This window comes from Flavobacterium amylolyticum, assembly GCF_048284335.1.
GTDB lineage: Bacteria > Bacteroidota > Bacteroidia > Flavobacteriales > Flavobacteriaceae > Flavobacterium.
Map to the genome: position 1 here is coordinate 179334 of NZ_JBLVPG010000001.1, position 23572 is coordinate 202905.

The 23572-nt window shown below is 34.9% G+C and carries 18 protein-coding genes and 1 tRNA gene; 5 read left to right on the forward strand and 14 right to left on the reverse strand.

What is annotated here, in order from left to right:
• Positions 1-15: 15 nt before the first annotated feature.
• A complete protein-coding gene (locus ACNQF9_RS00770; RefSeq protein ID WP_417958350.1) occupies positions 16-2463 on the reverse strand; it encodes a bifunctional UDP-N-acetylmuramoyl-tripeptide:D-alanyl-D-alanine ligase/alanine racemase in 2448 nt (815 codons plus the stop codon).
• A gap of 616 nt (positions 2464-3079) precedes the next feature.
• Between ACNQF9_RS00770 and ACNQF9_RS00775 the strand changes: the two genes are divergently transcribed.
• Positions 3080-3292 carry a hypothetical protein gene (locus ACNQF9_RS00775; protein ID WP_417958351.1) on the forward strand — a complete coding sequence of 71 codons (213 nt, stop codon included), beginning with the start codon at positions 3080-3082 and terminating at the stop codon, positions 3290-3292.
• Here ACNQF9_RS00775 and ACNQF9_RS00780 read toward each other — a convergent pair.
• From ACNQF9_RS00780 to ACNQF9_RS00800, 5 genes are all read right to left on the reverse strand, one after another.
• On the reverse strand, positions 3287-3988 hold the full coding sequence (locus ACNQF9_RS00780) for a porin family protein (RefSeq protein WP_417958352.1): 702 nt from the start codon (positions 3986-3988) through the stop codon (positions 3287-3289). The two genes, ACNQF9_RS00775 and ACNQF9_RS00780, sit on opposite strands and share 6 nt — an antisense overlap.
• A 326-nt stretch (positions 3989-4314) precedes the next feature.
• Positions 4315-4401 (reverse strand) — tRNA-Ser (locus ACNQF9_RS00785).
• A 61-nt stretch (positions 4402-4462) separates the two neighbouring features.
• Entirely contained in the window at positions 4463-5491 is a 1029-nt protein-coding gene (locus ACNQF9_RS00790) for an asparaginase (RefSeq protein ID WP_417989846.1), read from the reverse strand.
• Complete coding sequence (locus ACNQF9_RS00795) at positions 5481-6617, reverse strand: 1-acyl-sn-glycerol-3-phosphate acyltransferase (protein ID WP_417958354.1); 1137 nt, start codon at positions 6615-6617, stop codon at positions 5481-5483. Before ACNQF9_RS00795 ends, ACNQF9_RS00790 begins: the two co-directional genes overlap by 11 nt.
• 65 nt (positions 6618-6682) lie before the next feature.
• Positions 6683-7450 (reverse strand): TatD family hydrolase, encoded by a 768-nt coding sequence (locus tag ACNQF9_RS00800; protein WP_417959383.1) that lies wholly within the window; start codon positions 7448-7450, stop codon positions 6683-6685.
• Positions 7451-7617: 167 nt separating this feature from the next.
• On the opposite strand from ACNQF9_RS00800, the gene ACNQF9_RS00805 reads away from it, so the two are divergent.
• Both ACNQF9_RS00805 and ACNQF9_RS00810 read left to right on the forward strand, forming a co-directional pair.
• On the forward strand, positions 7618-8058 hold the full coding sequence (locus ACNQF9_RS00805; protein WP_417958355.1) for a retropepsin-like aspartic protease: 441 nt from the start codon (positions 7618-7620) through the stop codon (positions 8056-8058).
• 567 nt (positions 8059-8625) lie between these two features.
• Positions 8626-11025 (forward strand): TonB-dependent receptor, encoded by a 2400-nt coding sequence (locus ACNQF9_RS00810; protein WP_417989430.1) that lies wholly within the window; start codon positions 8626-8628, stop codon positions 11023-11025.
• Between the two features lie 69 nt (positions 11026-11094).
• Here the strand turns inward: ACNQF9_RS00810 and ACNQF9_RS00815 are convergent, their stop codons facing one another.
• The 3 genes from ACNQF9_RS00815 to ACNQF9_RS00825 all read right to left on the reverse strand — a co-directional run bounded on the left by ACNQF9_RS00815 (position 11095) and on the right by ACNQF9_RS00825 (position 13931).
• A complete protein-coding gene (locus tag ACNQF9_RS00815; protein ID WP_417958358.1) occupies positions 11095-11781 on the reverse strand; it encodes a copper homeostasis protein CutC in 687 nt (228 codons plus the stop codon).
• Positions 11782-12777: an isoaspartyl peptidase/L-asparaginase family protein gene (locus tag ACNQF9_RS00820; protein WP_417958360.1), complete on the reverse strand. Its 996-nt coding sequence runs from the start codon at positions 12775-12777 to the stop codon at positions 11782-11784.
• A 146-nt stretch (positions 12778-12923) separates the two neighbouring features.
• Positions 12924-13931: a 3-oxoacyl-ACP synthase III family protein gene (locus ACNQF9_RS00825; RefSeq protein ID WP_417958361.1), complete on the reverse strand. Its 1008-nt coding sequence runs from the start codon at positions 13929-13931 to the stop codon at positions 12924-12926.
• Between the two features lie 287 nt (positions 13932-14218).
• Here ACNQF9_RS00825 and ACNQF9_RS00830 point away from each other — a divergent pair, with 287 nt between their 5' ends.
• On the forward strand, positions 14219-16630 hold the full coding sequence (locus ACNQF9_RS00830) for an alpha/beta hydrolase family protein (protein ID WP_417989431.1): 2412 nt from the start codon (positions 14219-14221) through the stop codon (positions 16628-16630).
• A gap of 96 nt (positions 16631-16726) precedes the next feature.
• Here the strand turns inward: ACNQF9_RS00830 and ACNQF9_RS00835 are convergent, their stop codons facing one another.
• From ACNQF9_RS00835 to ACNQF9_RS00845, 3 genes are all read right to left on the reverse strand, one after another.
• The gene (locus ACNQF9_RS00835; RefSeq protein ID WP_417989847.1) at positions 16727-17674 is read right to left on the reverse strand and encodes an ABC transporter ATP-binding protein; all 948 of its coding nucleotides are present in this window, start codon (positions 17672-17674) and stop codon (positions 16727-16729) included.
• Between the two features lie 104 nt (positions 17675-17778).
• Positions 17779-18474 (reverse strand): YiaD family glycine zipper/OmpA-like lipoprotein, encoded by a 696-nt coding sequence (locus ACNQF9_RS00840; protein ID WP_417958366.1) that lies wholly within the window; start codon positions 18472-18474, stop codon positions 17779-17781.
• A 25-nt stretch (positions 18475-18499) separates the two neighbouring features.
• Complete coding sequence (locus tag ACNQF9_RS00845) at positions 18500-18976, reverse strand: lipocalin family protein (RefSeq protein WP_417989432.1); 477 nt, start codon at positions 18974-18976, stop codon at positions 18500-18502.
• Positions 18977-19156: 180 nt separating this feature from the next.
• Between ACNQF9_RS00845 and htpG the strand changes: the two genes are divergently transcribed.
• The gene (htpG, locus tag ACNQF9_RS00850) at positions 19157-21058 is read left to right on the forward strand and encodes a molecular chaperone HtpG (protein WP_417989433.1); all 1902 of its coding nucleotides are present in this window, start codon (positions 19157-19159) and stop codon (positions 21056-21058) included.
• A gap of 157 nt (positions 21059-21215) precedes the next feature.
• Here htpG and ACNQF9_RS00855 read toward each other — a convergent pair whose 3' ends face one another.
• Positions 21216-22181 carry a sodium-dependent bicarbonate transport family permease gene (locus ACNQF9_RS00855; RefSeq protein WP_417989434.1) on the reverse strand — a complete coding sequence of 322 codons (966 nt, stop codon included), beginning with the start codon at positions 22179-22181 and terminating at the stop codon, positions 21216-21218.
• Between the two features lie 36 nt (positions 22182-22217).
• Entirely contained in the window at positions 22218-23570 is a 1353-nt protein-coding gene (locus tag ACNQF9_RS00860) for a dihydroorotase (RefSeq protein ID WP_417989435.1), read from the reverse strand.
• Between the last annotated feature and the right edge of the window lie 2 nt (positions 23571-23572).

The window sequence follows — 23572 nt, forward strand, 5'->3', positions numbered from 1 at the left end:
CTTTATCATATTTAATTATTCCCTATAAAATACACGCTTTACTCGTTGGGAAATACTGGTAAGAATCTCGTAGGGTATTGTGTTTAATTTTTGTGCCATAAATGTTACCGTTGGGCTTTCTCCAAAAATGATTACTTGATCCCCTTCGGTACATTCAATTTCAGTAACATCAACCATTATCATGTCCATACAAATACTACCAATAATTAATGCTTTGTGTTTCTTAATTGTAACAAACCCCACACTATTTCCCCAACTTCTGGAAATACCATCGGCATACCCAATGGGTATCGTGGCAACTTTTGTAGGTTTCTCAGCCAAGAATCTTCTGCCATATCCTACGCTTTCACCAGCAGCGATAGTCCTTATTTGTGAAATTACAGATTTGAGCGTACCAACGTTTTCAAGTTTTTTTTGTTCTTCAGCATCATTCGAAACACCATAGAGACCAATCCCTAACCGCACCATATCAAACTGCGAAGCAGGAAAATTAGTAATTCCAGAAGTATTCAAGATGTGTCGCAATGGTTTGATTTGTAATTGTTCCATCAATTTTGAAGATACTTTTTCAAATAAATTGATTTGTGCATTCGTAAAATCCTTGTAATTCAAATCGTCACTTGTAGCTAAATGTGACAAAATACTTTTGACTTTTACGGTTTGATTTCCTTTTAGAGTAGCAATCAAATCATCAATTGCAGCTTCTTCAAAACCCAAACGATGCATTCCCGTATCAATTTTGATGTGAATTGGGAATTGCTTTAAGTTTTTTTGTTCCGCAATTTTAAGGAACGCATGAAGTCCTTTTAAGCTATAAATCTCCGGTTCCAATTGATGTTGAATAATCGCAGAAAAGCTCGTCGTTTCAGGATTTAAAACCATAATAGGCAAATGAATTCCTGCACTTTTCAGCGAAATCCCTTCATCTGCGAAAGCCACGCCGAGGTAATTTACTTTGTGGTGTTCCAGTAATTTAGCGATTTCAAAACCGCCGTTCCCATAACCAAAGGCCTTAACCATCACCATAATTTTGACATTCGGCTTCAATTTTGATTTAAAGAAGTTTAAGTTGTGCCCGATCGCATTGAGGTTGATTTCCAAAACGGTTTCGTGTGTTTTTTCTTCTAGTAAAGATACAATTTCTTCAAATTGAAACGTCCTCGCTCCTTTGATTAAAATTGTTTCATTGGTAAAATTCAAATCATCAAATTTTGATATAAATTCAGCCGTTGTATTAAACGTAATGCAATTCGTAAATTTATTTCCAAAAGCCGAAATCATTTCTCCAATCCCTATAACTCGATCAATTTTATTAGAGACTATTAATTGGGAAACTTTAGAATAGAGTGCATCATTAGATAAACCACTTTGAAAAATATCAGAAAGAATAACTGTTTTTTTCTTATACTGCTTTTGGCTTTCTAGAAAATCTAAGGCTATCTTCAAAGACTGAAAATCAGAACTATAACTGTCATCAATAAGACTGCAATTATTGATTCCGTTTTTAACTTTCAACCTCATTTCTACTGGATACAACAAATCCATCCGGTTTTGAATAGTTGTTTGATCGTATTTAAAATACAACAAAACCATCAAGCAGGAAATGGCATTTTCAATGGATGCTTTATCCTGAAAAGGAATTCTTAATTCGAATGAATTATGATTATATTTGTATTGGAGTGTAGTCGTACCATTACTAATTAGGGTATTAAAAACAAAAACATCTGCTTCTTTAGCGTTAAAACTCCAGGTAAAGGCTTTTGTTTTTGGAAAAAAAACAGCATCAACCATTTCATCCTTTTGGTAAATGAGCACCTCCGAATTTTGAAAAAGGGTAATTTTCTCTTTTATTTTATTTTCCAAATTTATAAAACCCTCATCGTGTGCAGAGCCAATATTCGTTAGAATACCAACCGTTGGCTTTATTATCGTTTCCAATTTTGCCATTTCGAAACTGGTAGAAATCCCAGCTTCAAAAATTCCGAGATTGTGTTGCTCATTGATTGCAATAACTGATAAAGGAACGCCAATTTGTGAGTTGTAACTCTTTGGACTTCTAATAATATTATAATCCGGACTCAACAGAAAGTTTAGCCACTCTTTTACTATTGTTTTCCCGTTACTACCAGTTAATCCAATAATGGGGAAATCAAATAAACTACGATACTGCGCCGCAAACTGTTGCAAAGCAAATACGGTATCCTCTACAACGTAAAAATTAGCCTTATGAGTACAATCCTCCGGAATGTGGGTAACCACAAAATTACGAACGCCTTTTCCAATTAAATCCGAGATGTACCGGTGCGCATCATTATTGGCTCCTACCAACGCAAAAAACAAAGTCTGTGGACCGTTTTGCAAGGATCGGCTGTCAATAGAAATCACATCTACAATTGAGGCACTATTGTTTCCGATGAACTTTGCCGTGATATTTTGAATGCTACTGATGATTTTTTGGGTCATGGAATTAAAAGAGTTTGCGATAAATTTCTTTTATGAAAATTATACTTTTAATGGTTTTATGAATTCTAAAACTTCCTCAAAAATAGCACTTCTTTTCAAAATGAAGATGTAGATATACTATAATTATTAGCAATCCCTTTTATTTAAGTTAAGAAACAATGCTAATATGTTTCACTAATTTTGGTAGATTACTTATATTTGTTTTAGAAAAATAATCAGCATTTTGAAAAAAATCCTTCCCCCGTTTTCTTATATTCTCCATCCGATATTTATACCGGCTATGGCTACCCTGTTTTACCTTTTATCTAAAGGAACTGACTTTACAAATCAAGAAAAACTATTTGTTTTTTTTCAAGTTATAATTGTTACCATTATTATCCCTGTTTTAATATTCTTCCTGTTACGGGCTACAGGAAATATAAATTCGATTATGCTTGTGGAGGTGTCCCAACGCAAAATCCCATTAATTATTCACTGCTTTTTAATTATACTATTGGTCCGAAAAAGCATAACAATAGACCGATATCCCGAATTCCATTTTTTTCTATTAGGGGGGCTTTTAAGTACTTTACTAGCTTTGATCCTACTATTTGCAAATATAAAGGCTAGTCTTCATATGATTGCAATCAGTTCACTAACCATTTTTGTGATAGGATTAAGCATGCATCTTCGGATTCAGAATACATTTATTATCACACTACTTATCTTATTCAATGGTTTTGTAGCTTCTTCCCGACTGGAGATGAAAGCTCACACATATAAAGAATTGCTAATCGGATTCTTTCTGGGGGCAGTTCCACAGTTACTCTTGTTGGTACTGTGGTTATAAAATATAGAATATAATTCCAAAATTTAACGCTTTCATGTTAACCGGTTCTCCATTAATGTTTGCAGATTTAAACAAAGAATTCAAGCCATAATAAGCATATAAATTTATTGTATTGTATCCTGATGATAGGTAAGCTCCATATTGCAATTTATTAAAATCCGGATTTCCTGTAACCTGTACTTTCCCGCTATCACCATCAAAAACTGATTTATCATACAATAAATAACTGAATTTTATTCCGCAGTAAATCCTCCAGAATTTATGACTTTCATAAGTAGAAGTTCTCCATCTGAACTCGATAGGTACATCTACAGATAAAAGAGAAAACTTGTTTTTATTATACCTCATATCTGAATCTAAAATAGTATAAACTGGAGTTCCATTTGGTGATGAAATAGCTAGATTTTGATTGTAATTATTGTAGGAAAAACCTATGCCGGAAGCAATAGCAACTGTTCTATTTTTATTAATAGGCATATCTCTCAAAAAACCTGCAGAAAGACCTGATGAAAATTTACTTTGTGACAAACCTGAAGGCTTATCGGTCAAAGTATTGTAGGTTATTGCAAAATAAAACTGATCTTCCCGATACAAGGAGTCAACCTGTATCTGAGGTGCATTTTCAGTAGTTGCAACTTCTTGTGAAAAAACTTTCAAAACCGATAAAAAAAGAAACCAACTCAGAAAAAATCGCATATTGTTTTATGTTTAAATTGCTCAATGACTATTAAAAACAGATTTTAGACTTTATATGCCTTTTTTAGACTTTACAAATATACTATTCTGATCGTTTTATGGCTTGTTTTAACAGCAAATAATCTTTTTTACAAAACTTTAATGCACAATAAAATCCCATTAAATATTGTTTTATTCAACCCTATTTAATGAGATTAATAAAAATGCTTCTGAAAGGCGACTCAAAAAAATTATACTAGATCCTTTTTACCATTCACACTACACCAATAAAAATCCTGTTTTAAAACAAAAAATGCTTCCCTTTAAGGAAGCATTAATTTTTTTTGCAGAGAGGAAGGGATTCGAACCCTCGATGCAGTTACCCACATACTAGCTTTCCAGGCTAGCTCCTTCAACCACTCGGACACCTCTCTATTTTATTTGAGGTTGCAAATAACATGAAAAAAAATGAGTTAGGAAAGTAAAATCTAACTATTATGCTATTTCTCCTCGCAAAGAAGTTTCAAAAACAGTTTTAAAGTCCTTTGGAGCTATTTTTTGGCCTAATAAATACATTAATTTTGTTATTGCGCCTTCAGTAGTAATGTCTTTTCCGGAAATTACTCCAATTTCTTTCAAGCCTGTACTGGTCTCATATTGTCCCATTCGCACACTTCCGCCAGAACATTGAGTGACATTCACTATATGTAACCCTCTAGCAATAGCTTTTTTTAACAAACCTAAAAACCACTCTTCTGTAGGTGCATTCCCGGCTCCATAAGTTTCTAAAACAACACCTTTAAGATTTGGGATGTCTAAAATAGCCGATAAAACTGCTTCACTGATTCCAGGAAACATTTTTATAATAGCCACATTATTATCTAAGCTTTTATGAACCTTAAATTCCTTATTTTCGTTTTTAGGCAAAAACAATTCGGAATTCAATTTTAAATGGACTCCGGATTCCACTAATTCAGGATAATTAGGCGAAGTAAATGCTTTGAAATGTTCTGCATTAATCTTTGTCGTTCTATTGCCTCGGTACAATTTGTATTCAAAATAAAGACATACTTCAGTGATAACCGGCGCATCATTATGACGCAAAGAAGCAATTTGAATTGCAGTAATCAAATTCTCTTTGGCATCGGTACGTAAATCCCCAATAGGTAATTGGGAGCCTGTAAAAATAACGGGTTTCAACAAATTTTCGAGCATAAAACTCAGCGCTGATGCGGAATATGACATCGTATCTGATCCATGAAGTACAACAAATCCATCAAATGAAGTGTAATTATCCTTGACGATTGTAGCAATTTTTGCCCATTTTTCAGGATTCATGTTCGAAGAATCAATGGGATTCTCAAATGAAATCGTTTCTATTTCACAGTCTAATTGTTTCAATTCAGGAATTCGTTGCAATAATTTGCTGAAATTGAAAGCCATGAGTGCACCAGTTTCAAAATCTTTCCTCATACCAATGGTTCCACCAGTATAGATTAAAAGTATTTTGGATTTATACAACATCATGGTATTTTAATTTATTCACAACGGGATTTGCATACATTGCCAAAAAACCATCTAAAGCTACAGGATTGTCATGATCAATTCGCATTTCGAGTCTGCGTTCGAACAATGATTTTTCGTTTTCTGTGTACAAATGGGAATAGCGGTCTGTTTTATTTACAATGTCATACGCAATAAAATTGGTTGGACACAGCTTATAATTACTCAAAATCGCATCATCAATCACTTTTGCCAAAGCGACAATTTGCTTATTGGTACTGTCATTGTCAGCTTTAATCGCATCTATTTCGGTATCTAAAACCTTCCCTACGTGAATGTGTATTCGTTTCTTTTGTCCCAAAGCACCACTAAGAATTGTCATGAAATCTTCATTTTTTTCTTTGATGTACACTTCATTATTGGCTTCAGCCATAAGTTGTGGCATTTTCAAAGCATCCGTAGGATCATACTCATACGAAATAGAAACGGGCACTATTTTTATTTTTTTGAAATAATCCATCAAATTACTTTCATCAGAACCCATTCCTAGCATTTTCAACACACCAGGATTAGTCTCGTCATTACCATCTTTAGTTCTTCCTTCCCGCTGTGCAATCCAAACCGAACGATTTTCATGAAGCAGTAAATTACTTATATATTCCGATAACAACTTAGAGCTTTGCAGCATTTCCCTTGGCGTTAAGCCACGTTGCACTAAAAAGTTACGATTTAGTTTAGCCAGCGTATTCAGAAACGATTTTTTGACTAAATTATCGCCAATTGCCGAAGCAGTCATTACTAGCCCATGTTCAAATAAAGCAGTATTTAATAACGTCGTATCCAAGAGAATATCACGATGATTCGAGACAAACAAATAAGAAGTATTAGGCTCTAACGTTTCAAAGCCAGAAGTAGTCAATCCTTCGGAACTTTTTTCCAATACTTTTTTAACGGATTGGTAAATAAAATTACATTGAAAATCACGAATAGAATGCGTTTTATGAAGTTGTTCTTTCCAAACTTCGTCAGCGACATCCGGAAAAGTAAAATTCATCAATGCCTTCATCATCGGATGATTCATCACATTTTGAAGTGCTTCATTTATTTCGGAATCGTAAAATGGCCGAATAGCGTCAAATTTCTGCATTTTGGTTCTCAATTTTTATGTTGGCAAATGAACAAAAAAAATATCAAAATAAGGTAAATTCTTCTTTAAATCCCAAAAATAGCTTTTGAATTATCCGTTGTCACAGTCACAATTTCATTTGCCGAAAGGGTATAAATTTGTGCTAATTTAGCAACTACATTAACAATATAACTACTTTCGTTGCGTTTCCCTCGAAAAGGAATAGGTGCTAAATAGGGAGAATCTGTCTCTAAAACGATATGTTTCAAATCGATTTGATTCAAAAACTGATCGATTTTGCCATTTTTAAAAGTGACTACACCTCCTATACCAAGCTTCATATTATAGGATATAGCCTTTAAAGCCTGTTCATGCGTTCCTGAAAAACAATGAAAAATTCCAAATAAATTAGCTGATTTTTCCTGTTCCAGAATTTCAAATATCTCATCAAAAGCTTCACGACAATGAATTACAATGGGTAAATTGTATTGTTTAGCTAATTGAATTTGCCTTTTGAAAGCGATTTGTTGCTGTGCTAAATGAGTTTTATCCCAATACAAATCGATTCCTATTTCACCTATTGCATAAAATTTTCTTTTGGTCAGTTCGCTTTCTACGTGTTGTAATTCTTCCAGATAATTATCTTTTACGTACGTAGGGTGCAATCCCATCATCAAGAATACATTCTCCGGATAATTTTTTTCCAGCTCATACATGGATTTTGTACAAGTGGAGTCAATTGCCGGTATGAAAAAACGCGAAACACCGGCATCAATTGCCCGTTGTATCATTTCGGCTCTATCTTGATCAAACTCTTCTGAATATAAATGAGTATGCGTATCGGTAATTATTATTTTTGTTTCCAAGTGTTAAGTTTAAGAGTACAAAATTACAAGAATAAAAGTTGTCGAAAAAATGGTTCTGAAAAGATTCGCATTGAATAAGCGTTTACTGGTAATCATTAAATAACTCCATGTATCTTTGTGAAACTGAAAGTGAATGATTGAAAAATTCAGCAAAAATGAAAAAACTACAAAATATTCTTAAAAAAGAAAACTACAAAAAAGTAAAATTTAAGATTACCAAAACTCAGCACCTATTAATAAAAGCAAAAATAAATGGTATAACGGGAAGTTTTATTCTTGACACTGGAGCCTCCAATAGTTGTATCGGATTTGAAAGTATTGATTTATTTTTATTGGAAGCAAAAAAATCTAAAACCAAAGCTGCTGGAGCCGGTGGAACAGGAATGTTTACACAAATTGCTACAAAAAACCAATTGCAGCTGGGCTCTTGGAAAGACATCGCTTTTGACATTGTTATCTTTGATTTATCTCACGTTAATCAAGCTTTGATACAACATAAATCAAAACCCGTTCATGGAATTATTGGAGCTGATGTTTTGATGAAAGGAAAGGCGATTGTGGATTACTACCATCATTATTTGTATTTGTTAAAATAGAAAAATAGTTCTCGCTCATACAAATCTCTAATAATACCATGCATTCTTTTTTAATTTTTTGGGATTGATTTTATAAGTTTTATTTGCATTTATATCCTTCTCTTTCATACATATTTCTAACAGCTTATCAATATCGGTTATTCAAAGACTAAACCTTCTAGATACGACCATCTAAGATTCCCAAAATTCTAAGCTATCCATAAAGCTATTTAAACCGTATCCCTTTGTACTGAAAAATTGCACTTCCCTAAAGAAATATGGCACCTGCTTCCCAACTATTCTGTTTATCAATTTAACGATACAGCTGTTATTAAAAGTAAAAAAGCAAAAAACAGACTCCAATATAAATTAAACCAAAGGGCTATCCTAACCGATAGTCCTTTGGTTTATTTATCATTTAAATAAATAAAACTGCAAAATCATTGTAACAAAACCGAGCCTGACTAGTCTATTAGGTACATTTAAAAACGAAATACATAATATGTATAAAAAAGTACCTTGTAATACATAATAATCAAAATAAGTATTTATATTTGCATCATCAAATCAATTAAATCACAATCAATCATGAAACTCCAATTACTCTTAATCTGCATTATCGGAACGTTTTTTTCGACGCAAGCACAAACTTCAGTCAAACAGTCAAATCTAGAAAACTCTGGAAGTATTACTGGTAAAATTATTGACAAGACTACCAACGAACCATTATCCTATGTAAATATTGTTGTAAAGGAAAACAGTAAAGTAATTACGGGCGGGATCACATCTGATAAAGGAATTTTTCAAATAAAAAATTTAGCGTTGAAAGATTACACTCTAGAAATCCAATTTATGGGGTACAAAACAGTTTCAAAATCAGCAAAATTAACGGTAGACAGCAGCATTAATTTTAATACAATTGTATTAGAAGAAGACGCTGTTCAGCTGGCTGGTGTCGAAGTGGTAAGCGAAAGATCAACAATTGTACAAAAAATTGATAGAAAGATTATTAATGTGGGTAAAGATTTGATCTCTGCGGGAGCTACTGCTGGAGAAATCATGAATAACATTCCATCAGTGAGTGTAGATCCGCAAACCAATGCCATTAGTTTAAGAGGGAATTCTAATGTTCGCATCCTTATTGATGGAAAACCAACGAATATGGATGCCGCTCAAGTATTACAACAAATCCCATCAGCATCGATCAAACAAATCGAATTAATTACGAATCCATCTGCTAAATACAATCCGGAGGGAATGAGCGGAATCATCAACATCGTTTTGAATAAGAACAACAAACTAGGATTTAATGGAAGTATAAACAATGGTGTAACCTTTGGAATAACGCCCAAAGTAAATTCGTCGTTTGACTTAAACTATAGATCAGGGAAATTTAATTTCTACGGAAATTACGGCTTTAATCATGGGAAATATTCAAACAATGGCTTTATAAATAGCAAAGAATCAAATAATGAAAACAAGCAGATATTTGACATGAATTCTAAGAATACCTCTCATTTAGCAAAAATTGGATTTGATTTTAATATTAACGAGAAAAATACATTCTCTTTTTACACCAATCAAAACCTTTCTAATGGAAAAGATTTTGGAAATACTACAGTAGATTATGTTTCAGCACAAACTAATGACCGACTACAGTTTTTTGATAATAAAAGTAAAAACCACTCTGAAACCTATAATTTTGATTATAAATTAGACTTTAAAAAAGAAGGTCATAATTTAGAACTAGAAGTGAATTACAATAAAAATGACAGTCCGGAAAATGCATTATATACTAATGTAAATGGAGCTACTAATTCCTTTACGAATGATGTAAAAACGATAGGAAAAAATACAATTATCAATCTTGACTACGTAAACCCACTTACCGAAACTACTAAACTGGAATTAGGTTTAGAAAGCAGAAACGAAAACACGGACAACAACTTGTTTTTGAACAATACCTATAATTCTGATTTTACTTATGAAAGAACCCTCTATTCTGCCTATGCAACTTTAGGAAAGCAATGGAAAAAATGGAATTTTCAAGCGGGAGCTCGTTTAGAACAATACAATGTTGACGCCTTATTTAGAAAAGTAAGTGAAGAAGACTCAAAGTTTGAAGATGACATTTTAAGTATTTACCCATCCGCTTTTATAACTTTTAATCCAACTGACACCAATTCTTTTAGTTTGAATTATTCCAGAAGAGTCGACAGACCAAGCATTTCTCAGGTAAATCCTATTAGAGAATGGAGTACACCTACCATAGATTCCGAAGGAAATCCGTTTCTGGTTCCTCAATTCACTAACTCATTTGAATTAAATTACACCCGAAAAACTAAAATTGGTTCCATCACTTCCGGTATCTTTTACAGAAGAATTCAAGACGAAATAACGCGAGTGATTTTTACGAATCCAAGTGCATCCAACAGGCAAATTATCTCCTACGATAATTTTGATACCAATAATGCGTATGGTATCGAAGTGTCCGGAAACTTAGATTTCAAAAAATGGTGGAGTGCTAATATTAGTTTTGATGCTTATAATAAGAAAACGAAAGGCACAATTGAAGATACTCCGGGTAATTATGAATTTGTAGAAATTGATGTTACTACATTCAACGCCCGCATCAACAATACGTTTAAAGCGACCAAAGATTTGCGTTTTCAGCTTTTTGGAATGTACAGAGGGAGAGATTTAAGTCTGCAATTTGATCGAAGTCCAATGTGGAAAATGGATATTGGTACAAGTTATAACGTATTAAAAGGAAGCGGAACTATAAGTGCGCGATTCAGCGATATTTTTAAAACAATGCACTTTGCTTTTAATGGAGAACGCCCTTATAAATCAAATGGGGAATTCAACTGGGAGAGCAGAACTGTGTATTTAGGATTCAACTATAGATTTGGAAGTGGAAAAAACAAAGCGGCCGAGAGAAAGCAAAGAGATAAAAACGAAACCCAAGGAGGCGGTGGACTTTTATAAAATTAGTTTTAATAGTTTGTTGCAGTAAGAAAAACCCGGAGTATGCCAACTCCGGGTTTTTCGATCAAATTACTTTCCTATAACTTCTAAATTCGCTTTTATGGATTGTATTTCCAGCTGATTTGCGATATCACTTGAATCCGTTATAGCAGAGGAATGATAGAAAATAGCCTTTGTTTTTTCTTTTAATAACACACTATTCGCAGCTCGCAACCCGCCGCCTGGCATAATGATAATCCGATCGTTTGCTTTTTCTATTAAATGGGTCAGTACCGCTATTCCTTCCACTACATTATTTCCTTGTCCTGAAGTCAAAATGGTTTTAAAACCGCATTTTATAATTGATTCCAGCGATTCATCTCTATTGCTAATCTCATCAAAAGCACGGTGGAAAGTACAAGGCAATGAGTTAGCCAATTGTACTAAATCCCTATTTTGTTTTGCATTAAAACTACCATCTGGGTTTAAAATTCCAAATACAAAACCATCTACCTGTAGCTTTTTAAACATCTGAATTGCTGATTTCATCTCTTCCAATTCAGAGTTTGAATAGCTAAAATTCCCAGCACGGGGCCGAATCATAATATACAATTCAATAGTCAGAACTTCCCGGGCAGCTTTTGTCATTTCAAAACTGGGTGTTGTACCTCCATTCTTCATATTGGCACACAATTCAACCCTGTCAGCACCGTTTTGCTGTGCAATAATCGCCGACTCAAGATTAAAACATGCGATTTCCAGTTGTACTTTTTTCATTTATTTCAAAAAGTAATTCGCATCAATTAATCGGTTTCCGGTTTCATCATTAACAGCATAGTTAAATCCTCCTTGAATACAATACGACCCATATTCCCCTTTTTTATTTAAAGCTATAAAGCCAACTTGAATATCTTTTAAATTTTTGTTTCTTTTTTTAGTTAAATGTACAATTCGGGCAACCGCTTCCTCACAGGCTTTTTGAGGGGATTTACCTTGGCGCATTAACTCCACAACCAAGTGGCAACCTGAAATCCGAACCACTTCTTCTCCATGTCCTGTGGCTGTTGCAGCGCCTATTTCATTATCTACATACAATCCTGCCCCAATAATTGGAGAATCTCCAACGCGACCATGCATTTTGAAAGCCATGCCACTTGTTGAACAAGCCCCAGATAAATTTCCGTTAGCATCCAAAGCAATCATCCCAATAGTATCATGATTTTCAATGTTGGCAATGGGTTTATATTGACTCGTTTTTAACCACTCTTTCCATTCCTTTTCAGATTCTTCGACTAATAAATTTTCTTTAACAAAACCTTGAGACAAGGCAAACTGTAAAGCTCCGTCCCCTACCAACATAACATGTGGCGTTTTTTCCATCACTGCTCGAGCAACAGCAATGGGATGCTTTATAAATTCTAAACACGCTACGGAACCTATGTTAGCATTTTCGTCCATAATACATGCATCGAGTGTAACACGACCCTCTCGATCCGGTCTTCCGCCATACCCCACACTCCGCTCTGTTGGATCTGCTTCCGGAATTTTTACTCCGGCTTCTACAGCATCTAAAGCACGTCCTTTATCTTTTAAGATTTCCCATGCAGCTGCATTTGCTTGAAGTCCAAAATTCCACGTAGAAAGTACAATCGGCTTATTCCCTTTTTGGGATAAAAAATCATTATCCTCATCTGGTTTCCCTTTGAATGAATTAAATGCAACAGCCGCCGAAGCTATGGCCGCTGTTTTAATAAAATTTCTACGATTTGTCATTTTAGGTTTTTTTTTGATTAATTCTCATTTGGCTTTTCAAATTTAAACCATAGTCTTTAAATAAAAAAGCCTGCACAAAGAATTGTGCAGGCTTAAGACATTTACATGGAAACAGCTGTAAATGAAGTGCTAAACATCGTAGGATTTTACCATTTAATAATCGCACTTCCCCAAGTGAATCCACTTCCAAAAGCAGCTAAAACTACTGTATCTCCTGATTTTATTTTGCCTTTTTCCCAGGCTTCGGTCAAAGCAATCGGAATAGAAGCTGCGGTTGTATTACCGTATTTTTGAATATTATTATACACTTGATCATCGCTCAAATTAAATTTCTTTTGGATAAACTGTGAAATTCTCAAATTTGCCTGATGTGGAATCAACATATCTATATCCGAAACCTGCAAATTATTTGCTTGTAATCCTTCATTAATTACCTCACTGAAACGAACCACTGCATTTTTAAATACGAATTGTCCATTCATATACGGGAAATAACTTTCGTCTTCCGGATCATTATCTGCCAAAATATCAGTAATCCATCGACCTCCCATTCCTGGCGCTTTTACAATTAATTCCTCCGCATGTTGCCCTTCAGAATGTAAATGCGTAGATAAAATTCCTTTTGTTAAATCTTCTTCTCGGCTCAAAACTGCTGCTCCGGCACCGTCTCCAAAAATAACAGAAACCCCTCTACCACGCGTCGACAAGTCTAATCCTGTAGAATGTACCTCAGATCCAATAACCAATATGTTTTTATACATTCCGGTTTTAATATACTGATCCGCAACAGATAATGCATAAATAAACCCTGAACATTGATTTCTTACATCTAATGCTCCAACAGTTCTTAAGCCTAAATCCCGTTGCACTAAAACCCCGGGACCTGGGAAATAAAAATCAGGACTTAATGTGGCAAAAACTACAAAATCAATTGCTTCCTTATCAACACCAGAACGCTCAATTGCAATTTCGGCAGCTTTAACTCCCATAGAAGTCGTCGTATCTTCCCCTTTTATAATGTGTCGTCGCTCCTGAATTCCCGTTCTTTCTTGAATCCACTCGTCATTGGTATCAATGATTTTTGATAAATCGTCATTAGTAACTACGTTTTCGGGAACATAATAACCTAATCCTGCTATTTTAGAATGATACATATTATTATTATTTTATTAAAATAAGAGTGCAAATTTATAACATACTTAAAAATTTGAGCTCACAAAGTACTGTTTTTTTACCAAAAAACAATTCCGACAAATTTTAGCCCTTTTTCCCTTTATTTATTGAAGATAAAACCTCTAGACAGCTGCGAAATAAATTTACATTAGTGCCAGCATTAAGCTTAAAACGTTAAAAAGAAATATTTTTCACCAAATGTAACAACATTGAATTATTTTAGACCAATTATTGTCACTATCCACCCTAATTTAAAATCATTCAAACTATGAAGTTAAAATTTCCTTTATTTCTATTTCTTGGGCTCAGCCTAACTGGTTTTGCACAAGAAAATCTTAGCTATCAGAAACCCTCCCAATCCATTTTGGATTTAGCAGATTATGAAAGAGCTCCTTCGGTATCCATGGACACAAAAAAGGAATACCTGCTTTTGTCCTATAGAAATACCTACAAATCGCTGGATGATTTAAATCAGGACGAATTGCGCTTGGGCGGATTGCGTATCAATCCAATCACTAATATTTCGAGTACAGTCACGTATGTGAACAACCTGAAATTACGTAAAATAAAAGACAAAAATGAAATACCCGTTTTAGGCTTGCCAACAAATCCTCGTATCAGTAATATCGCGTGGTCACCCAATGATAAAAAAATCTTGTTTTCGCACACTACAGCTACCGGAGTTGAGCTTTGGTTCATCGATGTTGCTTCGGCGAAAGCCACTAAATTAACTGCGGCTACTGTAAATGCAAATCTTGGTAATCCATTCAGTTGGATGAATGACAATGAAACTATTTTGGTAAAAATGCTACCCAAAAATAGAATAGCGCTTTTGGATGCTAAAAAAGATTTACCAACCGGCCCTATAATTTCTAACGCTGATGGTGTGAAATCACAGAATAGAACCTATCCGGACATGTTGAAAAATAAGAATGATGAAATCAATTTTGAAAACATCATGACTTCTGAATTGTACAAAGTAACCCTCAACGGAACCATCACTTTATTCAAAAACGCAGCAATGTATGCCGGAGAAAGTTTTTCTCCTGACGGAAATTATATCATGCTGACTACCATTCAAAAACCATTTTCATACATCGTTCCGTTAAGTCGTTTTCCATCAAAATCAGTAATCTATGACAAAACTGGAAACGAAGTAAAAGCAGTCAATGAAGTACCGCTGACTGAAATCATTCCAAAAGGCTTCATGGCCGTTCGCAAAGGAAAAAGAAACATGAGCTGGAGAACAGACAAACCAGCAACATTAGTTTTTGCTGAGGCATTAGATGCGGGAGATCCAGCCAATAAAGTAGCATTCAGAGACGAAGTTTTCCTTTGGGACGCCCCTTTTGAAAACACACCTACTTCCCTTGTTAAAACACCGCAACGCTACGACCGAATCATTTGGGGAAATGACAACACCGCCATAATTACAGATGAATGGTATGACACGCGCAATACCAAAACATATTTAATCAATCCTTCAAACCCAAGTCAGACACCTAAAGTTATTTTTGATAGAAACTCTCAGGATGTGTATTCAGATCCTGGGAATTTTGAAACTCGCAAAAACCAATACAACCGTTATGTGTTGGCTATCGAAAAGGACAATGCATTCCTCATAGGAAACGGATTTACTAAAAACGGACAATTCCCTTTTATTAGCGAATTTAATTTGAATACATTACAAGCAAACCGCTTGTATACTTCAACTTACAGCGATAAAAAAGAAGATTTGTTAGAGATTGAAGACTTCAAAAAAGGAACTGTTTTAGTCCAAATCCAGTCTAAAAATGAGTATCCAAACTATTACCTTCGAAATATCAAACAAAAAAATAAACTGACACCTATTACCGCGTTCAAAAATCCTTTTGAAAGCATTAAAAACGTGAGTAAAGAAGTAATTAAATACAAACGTAAAGATGGTGTTGAATTGTCTGGAACATTATATTTACCTGTGGGTTACGACAAAGTCAAAAAAGAGAAAATGCCATTGCTGATTTGGGCTTATCCAGCAGAATACAAAGACAAAAATTCAGCAGGACAAAGCACACAAAACCCGAATGAATTTACTTTTCCTAGTTATGGTTCCTTCGTATATTGGGTTACCAAAGGGTATGTGGTGCTTGATGATGCGGCTTTCCCTATTATTGGTGAAGGAACAACGGAACCTAATGATAATTTCATGACGCAATTAGTCGACAATGCTGAAGCAGCCATTAATGCGGTAGATGCAATGGGGTACATCAATAGAAAAAAAGTAGCTGTGGGTGGTCATTCCTATGGCGCATTTATGACGGCTAATTTATTGACTCATTCTAATCTTTTTGCTTGTGGAATTGCTCGAAGTGGTGCTTACAATAGAACGTTAACTCCTTTTGGTTTTCAGACGGAGCAACGCAACTACTGGGAAACTCCTGAAGTATACAATACGATGTCGCCTTTTATGAATGCAGACAAAATGAAAACGCCTATGCTTTTAGTACATGGTGAAGCAGATAATAATCCGGGAACGTTCACCCTGCAAACGGAACGTTATTTTCAAGCTTTGAAAGGTTTGGGCGCTCCGGCAAGAATGGTAATTCTGCCAAAAGAAGCACATGGTTATGTAGCCAAAGAGAACATTTTACATTTGCTTTGGGAACAAGATCAGTTCTTAGAAAAGTATTTAAAAAATTAATTCGGATAGGCAATACCAACTTACAAAGCAAAACCCCAAAATCACATTGATTTTGGGGTTTTGCTTTGTAAGTTGGTATAAAATTACAGGATATCCTTAAGCAATCATCAAGGTTACTTCCTGATTGCGTTCTAATTCTGAATCGTGTTCAAAGAAAATAGCCCTTCTTTCAAAAGCTGCTTTAACTAAATAATGGCTTCCTTTAAAATAGCATTGTTTTACAACCGCTTGCAACATTCCGTTGTCAACCACTTTCAATTGATGCGGATACAATAAAAGTGCAACATCCTCTTCGCCTTCAAGCGCTATTAGTTGAGATAATTTTAATTCATTTACTTCCCCAAAAAGCGAGGCTATGTATTTATTAGCCGGGTTTTGATATAGTGTTTTTGAGTTCCCTTTTGCTACCACTTTTCCGTTTTGAAGCACAATAGTTTCATCAGAGAAAGACAATGCATCGGTGCTGTCATGTGTGGCGATAATACAGGTAATCCCTTTGTCTTTTAAATACCTAAATAAGTTGCGGCGCAACGAATTTTTTCTAAAGGAATCAATTTGGCTGAAAGGTTCATCCAGCAAAATAATTTCGGGTTCCAAAGCCAAAACTCTGGCCAAAGCCACTCGTTGTTGCTGTCCGCCACTTAGGAACTTCGCTTTTACTTTTGCAAAAGCGGTCATTTCGACCATGTCTAATAATTCTTGAACACGGGCTTTCTTTTGTTCAGGATACATATTCGACAAGAACTTGCCTACATTTTCTGCAACGGTTACATAGGGCATTAAATCGAAATCCTGAGCTAAATACTTGATATATTCTTCTCCTGGTATAAGATTGTATTTAGGACCCAAAATAGGTTTTTTGTTATAAATGATTTCGCCGTTATCCAAATCATATAATCCGTATATGAGTTTTAGCAACGTACTTTTGCCACAACCGCTTTCGCCAATAATAGCAGTGTTTTGACCTTTGGCAATAGTAAAACTAACATTTTCAATAACGGGGGAATCAATATAAGTAAAGGAAATATCTTTTATCTCGAGCATCATTTGTATTTAAGAGTACAAATTTACAATGTTTAATTAAATTTGGCCAAAAAAAAAGGCTGCTTCTTGACGAAACAGCCTTTGTTTTTATGGTATTTTTTTGCTTAGTTTTTCACTTCAGCTTCGGCATCTTTAATCATTTTTTCATTTGCAGTAATAGCAAATTCAACACGACGGTTTTGACTTCTGCCATCAACTGTTTCATTTGAAGCAATTGGATCAGCAATTCCTAAACCAGTAACTTGAAATCTACTAGAAGAAACTCCTTTACTACTCAAATAATTTCTAACCGATGCGGCTCTTTGGCCTGATAATTTTAAGTTGTAACTAGCGGTACCCGTGTTGTCTGTATATCCATAAATAGTAATATTAGTATCTGGATATTCTGCAAAAACAGGAACTAGTTTATCTAAGTTTGCTTTTGCACTGGCAGTCAAAGATGATTTATTGGTATCAAAACGAACCGCATTTTCATTCAAAACTAATTTGATTCCTTCTCCAATACGCACTACTTCTGCTCCTGGAAGAACAGCATCAATCTCTCTGGCCTGTTTGTCCATTTTATTACCAATAACGCCTCCGGCAACACCACCAATAACACCACCTAATACAGCTCCCATGGCGCCTTTACCCCCTTTTCCTACATTATTCCCAAGAATACCTCCCAAAACCGCACCACCTGCAGCTCCAATGGCTACACCTCGTTGTGTTTTGTTAGTGTTTTTTAAGGACTCACAACTTGTGAATAGTGAACCTATGACCATTATTGTTGCTATTGCAACTACTGAAATCTTTTTCATATCTCTATTTTTTATTTTTTACTAATTAATTAACTTTTTGAAACTGGTACACCACCTCTGTCATTTTTCCTCCTACATCAATTTTATCAATCAATTGAAAGGAAGTTTCAGTTTGATTGGCTAGATTTAAAACATACCCTTCTCTAACTTTTCTAGCTTTTTCTCCCGCATTAAGCACTTTAAGCACAAATTGACCTTCATTATTCACAAACCAAGTAATTGGCGAACTGAATGTGATGCAATTGGCTTTTGTCAAAGCCATATTTCCTTTGTTGTTATTTGAAACAAACTTCCAATTACTACCTACAAAACATTCCGAGTCTGCAATCTGAAAAGTGTTCACTTTAATGTATTGTGAACCAGGATAAGTCACTGAACTGATTACCCAATTCCCTTTTATTGCTACTTGAGATTTTCTATCTGTATTTGTACTTGTTGCTGATGTTGACTTACATGCAAACATCAAAACCGCTAATGTGCACAATAAAATAACTTTCTTCATTTTCTTAAATTTTAATGAATTAATACTTACACAAATATACAAAGCAATGAAACAAGATTGTTTCAGAATTAAATTATTTTATATCATAATTAACGCTTGCGACAATTTGTCACTTCTATTAGAATTGGTATTCTATTTGAAAGATTTCTATCCATAAAAATAAACTTAAAAATTCAAAATATGACAACAGGTAAAATTAATGTTTCAGTAGAGAACATCTTTCCCTTAATCAAGAAATTCTTATACAGTGATCACGAAATTTTCTTGCGTGAATTAATTTCTAACGGAACGGATGCAACGCTTAAATTAAAACATTTAACCAGTATTGGTGAAGCTAAAGTAGAATATGGCAACCCAATTATCGAAGTAAAAATCGACAAGGAAGGCAAAAAACTACACATCATCGATCAAGGTCTAGGAATGACGGCGGATGAAGTAGAGAAATACATCAATCAAGTCGCATTTTCTGGTGCTGAGGAATTTTTGGACAAATACAAAGATTCCGCTAAAGATTCTGGAATTATTGGCCATTTTGGTCTTGGTTTCTATTCTGCCTTTATGGTAGCCGAAAAAGTGGAAATTATCACTAAATCATTCAAAGATGAACCTGCTGCACACTGGACTTGTGATGGTAGCCCGGAATTCACTTTAGAACCAGCTGACAAAACCACTCGCGGAACAGAAATAATTTTGCATATCGCCGAAGATTCTTTAGAATTTTTAGAAGATTCAAAAATCAATCAGCTCCTAAATAAGTACAATAAGTTCATGCCTATTCCAATTAAATTTGGAACCAAAAAAGAAAAAATTGAACAAAAAAAGGGTGAAGAAGTTGCTGCAGAAGATATCGATAAAACTTTTACTGAAGTAGAAGTTGACAACATCATCAACAACCCAAATCCGGCTTGGACGAAACAGCCAACTGAATTATCTGATGCTGATTACAAGGATTTCTACAGAGAAGTTTATCCTATGCAATTTGAAGAGCCGTTATTCCACATCCATTTGAATGTAGATTATCCGTTTAATTTAACTGGTATTTTGTATTTTCCAAAATTAGGTTCGGATTTACAAATTCAGAAAGATAAAATCCAGTTGTACCAAAATCAAGTGTACGTAACAGATAATGTAGAAGGAATTGTTCCTGAATTCCTTACCATGTTGAAAGGAGTTATCGATTCACCGGACATTCCATTGAACGTTTCTCGTTCTGGATTGCAGGCGGATGCCGCGGTGAAGAAAATATCCAATTACATCACGCGTAAAGTAGCGGATAAATTGAAATCGTTATTCAACGAAAATCGTGCAGATTTTGAACAAAAATGGAATGACATCAAAATCGTTTTGGAGTACGGAATGCTTTCTGAAGATAAATTCTACGAAAAAGCAGGAGCGTTTGTATTATACCCAACAGTTGATGGAAAATATTACACGCTAGAAGAATTAAAAGAAAACCTCGCTGCGAATCAAACGGATAAAGACGGAAAATTAGTAGTTTTATACGCTGGAAACAAAGAAGCGCAACACTCTTATATCGAAATTGCAAAAGACAAAGGATACGAAGTATTACTGCTTGATTCCCCAATTATCTCACATTTAATTCAAAAAATTGAAGGTGATAACAGCAACATGACTTTTGTACGTGTAGATTCAGATCATATTGATAATTTAATCAAGAAAGAGGAAACGACTATTTCTAAATTATCAGAGGAAGAGCAAACCAACTTGAAAACTGTTTTAGAAGCTATTGTTCCAAAACAAACGTATTCCGTACAACTGGAAGCTTTAGACAGTAATGTTTCTCCATTTATCATCACGCAACCGGAATTTATGCGTAGAATGAAAGAAATGAGTCAGTCTGGCGGCGGTGGGATGTTCGGAATGGGAAATATGCCGGAAATGTACAATTTGGTAGTCAATACTAATTCTGAATTGGCAACAAGCATCCTAAATAATAAAGACAAAGACGCTCAGGAAAGTTTGGTCAAACAAGCGCTTGACTTAGCTAAATTATCGCAAAACCTATTGAAAGGAGAAGCGTTGACCGCTTTTGTGAAAAGAAGTTTTGAGTTAATCAAATAGATCGTTAGATTATTAAACTAAACCTGCAAGCGAAAGTTTGCAGGTTTTTTTGTTTTTACAATTTATCATTCCGTTCTAATTCATCATATCAACAATGGTTTACAACCCCTTTTTCAGGTTCATTAATAAGCATTACTACCTCAAATAAAGCACCTTATTAAATGTGACACAATACAATTGAAAAATAAATGGGCATCCCAAAAGTAATGTTAAAAGGAAACGTTACCGCCAAAGCCATGGGTAAAAAGATTCCTGGATTCGCCTTTGGAACGGCTATTTTCATCGCTGCCGGAACGGCAATGTAGGAAGCACTTGCCGCTAACACCGCAAAAACAAAACGGTTCCCTATATCTTCTGTAACAAACTGACTTAAAAAAGCAACAATACATCCGTTGATCAATGGAAAAACAATAGCAAAAAAGACGCTAAACCAGCCACTTTTGAAAAAATCATTTAATTTTCGGCCACTAACAATTCCCATATCCAATAAAAATAAAGCCAAGAACCCTTTGAAAATATCAGTAGTAAAAGGCTTAATTCCTAAAGCCTGTTGCTCACTGGCCAAAAACCCAATAACCAAACTTCCAAGAATCAAGAGTACGCTTCCGTTGGTAAAAGAGTGCTTAACAATTGTACTTATTTTGGTTTTCTGAACGTGTTCTTTACTAAACAGCCGAATTAAAATTACGCCAATAATAATGGCTGGAGCTTCCATTAATGCCATGACAGCAACCATGTGGCCGCTGAAACTGTAGTTTTGAATTTCTAAAAAAGAGATGGCCGTTACAAAGGTAACTGCACTCACGGATCCATAAGCCGCAGCAATAGCCCCTGAATTTTCAATGCTAAACTTTTTCTTTAAAATAAAAAAGGTATAGAATGGAATTATTACTGCAATCAATACCCCAAAAACGATCGACCAAAGTATATCAACAGTAAAATGACTGTGGGCTAACTCCTGTCCGCCTTTAAAACCAATTGAAAAAAGAAGGTATAGCGATATAAATTTAGAGGTATTCTCCGGAATTTCTAAATCACTTTTTACATAGACGGCTATAATTCCCAACACAAAAAACAATAGGGCCGGGTTAGTTAAATTATCTACTAATAAACTAAGATTCATATTTCAATTGTTTTAAAATTATTTTATACATTTTGATTATCTTATCTTTTCAAATTTTAATCTTTTTCCCTTTATATCCGTTTGGACAAGTCCTTTTTCATACACTACATTTCCATTTACAAAAGTTGAATTGATGCTGCTTTTAAAAACCTGTCCTACAAAAGGAGACCACTTGCATTTGTATAAAAGAGAACTTGTGGTTACTTCCTGTTCTTTATTTAAATCCACTAGAACTAAATCGGCAAAATAGCCCTCTCGTATAAAGCCTCTTTCTTTGATTCTGTAAATTTCGGCTACGTTATGGCTCATTTTTTCGACTACCTTCTCCAAAGGAATTTCACCGCGATGAAATAATTCTAATATTGCTAGAAGAGCGTGTTGTACTAAAGGGCCGCCTGAAAGCGCTTCAAAATAATTTCCTGCTTTTTCAGCAATAGTATGGGGAGCATGATCCGTAGCAATAATATCTATTCTATTGTTTAGCAATGCCTGCATTAAACCTTTTCGATCCTGATTTGTTTTAATAGAGGGATTCCATTTAATCTTGGAACCCAATTTAGAGTAATCGGCATCCGAAAACCAAAGATGGTGTATACAAGCTTCGGCGGTGATTCGTTTATCTCGAATGGGTACCGTATTATCAAATAATTCAGCTTCCGCCAAAGTTGAAATATGAAACAGATGCAAGCGCGTATCGTGTTTTTTAGCAATCGACCGCACTCTTTTGGTCGCTTTTACACAAGCAAGTTCATCCCGGATCAGTGAATGGTACAAAAAAGGAATGTCGGTCCCATATTGAAGTTTGAACTTCCGGATATTTGCTTTTATAATTGCGTCATCTTCACTGTGCAAGGCGATAAGCGTATCTGTTCTTGAAAAAAGCTGCTCTAAAAAATCTGGATAATTCGCTAGAATTCCTTCGTCATTGTTAAAATAGAGTCCATCATCAGTGATCCCACATACATTTTCGGTATCCGTTTGTAAAGCTTCTTCTAAGTTATGCTTTGAAATCCCCATAAAAAACGAGTAATTAGCAATAGATTTCTCAGCCGCCATCGTGTATTTTTCTTCTAATAAATCTTGAGTCAGCGTGTTAGGAATCGTGTTAGGCATATCCATACAGGAAGTAATTCCTCCCGCTACAGCGGCTACTGACTCTGAAAAAATTGTGCCTTTATGGGTTAGTCCGGGTTCTCTAAAATGAACCTGATCATCAATTACACCCGGAAGTAGATATAGTCCTGTTGCATCAATTTCAATGTGTTTTTCTGCAGCGTTTAACACAATTACAGGTGCTATCTTTTCAATTCTTTCCCCTGAAAGCAACACATCTAAAACACGTATTTGACCTTCGTTAACTACCGTTGCGTTTCTGATAATAGTATTCATAT

Excerpts from the sequence above, each read along its gene's own strand:
- ACNQF9_RS00770 (WP_417958350.1), bottom strand. The coding sequence starts at position 2,463 with ATGACCCAAAAAATCATCAGTAGCATTCAAAATATCACGGCAAAGTTC.
- ACNQF9_RS00775 (WP_417958351.1), top strand. The coding sequence starts at position 3,080 with ATGATTGCAATCAGTTCACTAACCATTTTTGTGATAGGATTAAGCATG.
- ACNQF9_RS00780 (WP_417958352.1), bottom strand. The coding sequence starts at position 3,988 with ATGCGATTTTTTCTGAGTTGGTTTCTTTTTTTATCGGTTTTGAAAGTT.
- ACNQF9_RS00790 (WP_417989846.1), bottom strand. The coding sequence starts at position 5,491 with ATGTTGTATAAATCCAAAATACTTTTAATCTATACTGGTGGAACCATT.
- ACNQF9_RS00795 (WP_417958354.1), bottom strand. The coding sequence starts at position 6,617 with ATGCAGAAATTTGACGCTATTCGGCCATTTTACGATTCCGAAATAAAT.
- ACNQF9_RS00805 (WP_417958355.1), top strand. The coding sequence starts at position 7,618 with ATGAAAAAACTACAAAATATTCTTAAAAAAGAAAACTACAAAAAAGTA.
- ACNQF9_RS00810 (WP_417989430.1), top strand. The coding sequence starts at position 8,626 with ATGAAACTCCAATTACTCTTAATCTGCATTATCGGAACGTTTTTTTCG.
- ACNQF9_RS00815 (WP_417958358.1), bottom strand. The coding sequence starts at position 11,781 with ATGAAAAAAGTACAACTGGAAATCGCATGTTTTAATCTTGAGTCGGCG.
- ACNQF9_RS00820 (WP_417958360.1), bottom strand. The coding sequence starts at position 12,777 with ATGACAAATCGTAGAAATTTTATTAAAACAGCGGCCATAGCTTCGGCG.
- ACNQF9_RS00825 (WP_417958361.1), bottom strand. The coding sequence starts at position 13,931 with ATGTATCATTCTAAAATAGCAGGATTAGGTTATTATGTTCCCGAAAAC.
- ACNQF9_RS00830 (WP_417989431.1), top strand. The coding sequence starts at position 14,219 with ATGAAGTTAAAATTTCCTTTATTTCTATTTCTTGGGCTCAGCCTAACT.
- ACNQF9_RS00835 (WP_417989847.1), bottom strand. The coding sequence starts at position 17,674 with ATGCTCGAGATAAAAGATATTTCCTTTACTTATATTGATTCCCCCGTT.
- ACNQF9_RS00840 (WP_417958366.1), bottom strand. The coding sequence starts at position 18,474 with ATGAAAAAGATTTCAGTAGTTGCAATAGCAACAATAATGGTCATAGGT.
- ACNQF9_RS00845 (WP_417989432.1), bottom strand. The coding sequence starts at position 18,976 with ATGAAGAAAGTTATTTTATTGTGCACATTAGCGGTTTTGATGTTTGCA.
- htpG (WP_417989433.1), top strand. The coding sequence starts at position 19,157 with ATGACAACAGGTAAAATTAATGTTTCAGTAGAGAACATCTTTCCCTTA.
- ACNQF9_RS00855 (WP_417989434.1), bottom strand. The coding sequence starts at position 22,181 with ATGAATCTTAGTTTATTAGTAGATAATTTAACTAACCCGGCCCTATTG.
- ACNQF9_RS00860 (WP_417989435.1), bottom strand. The coding sequence starts at position 23,570 with ATGAATACTATTATCAGAAACGCAACGGTAGTTAACGAAGGTCAAATA.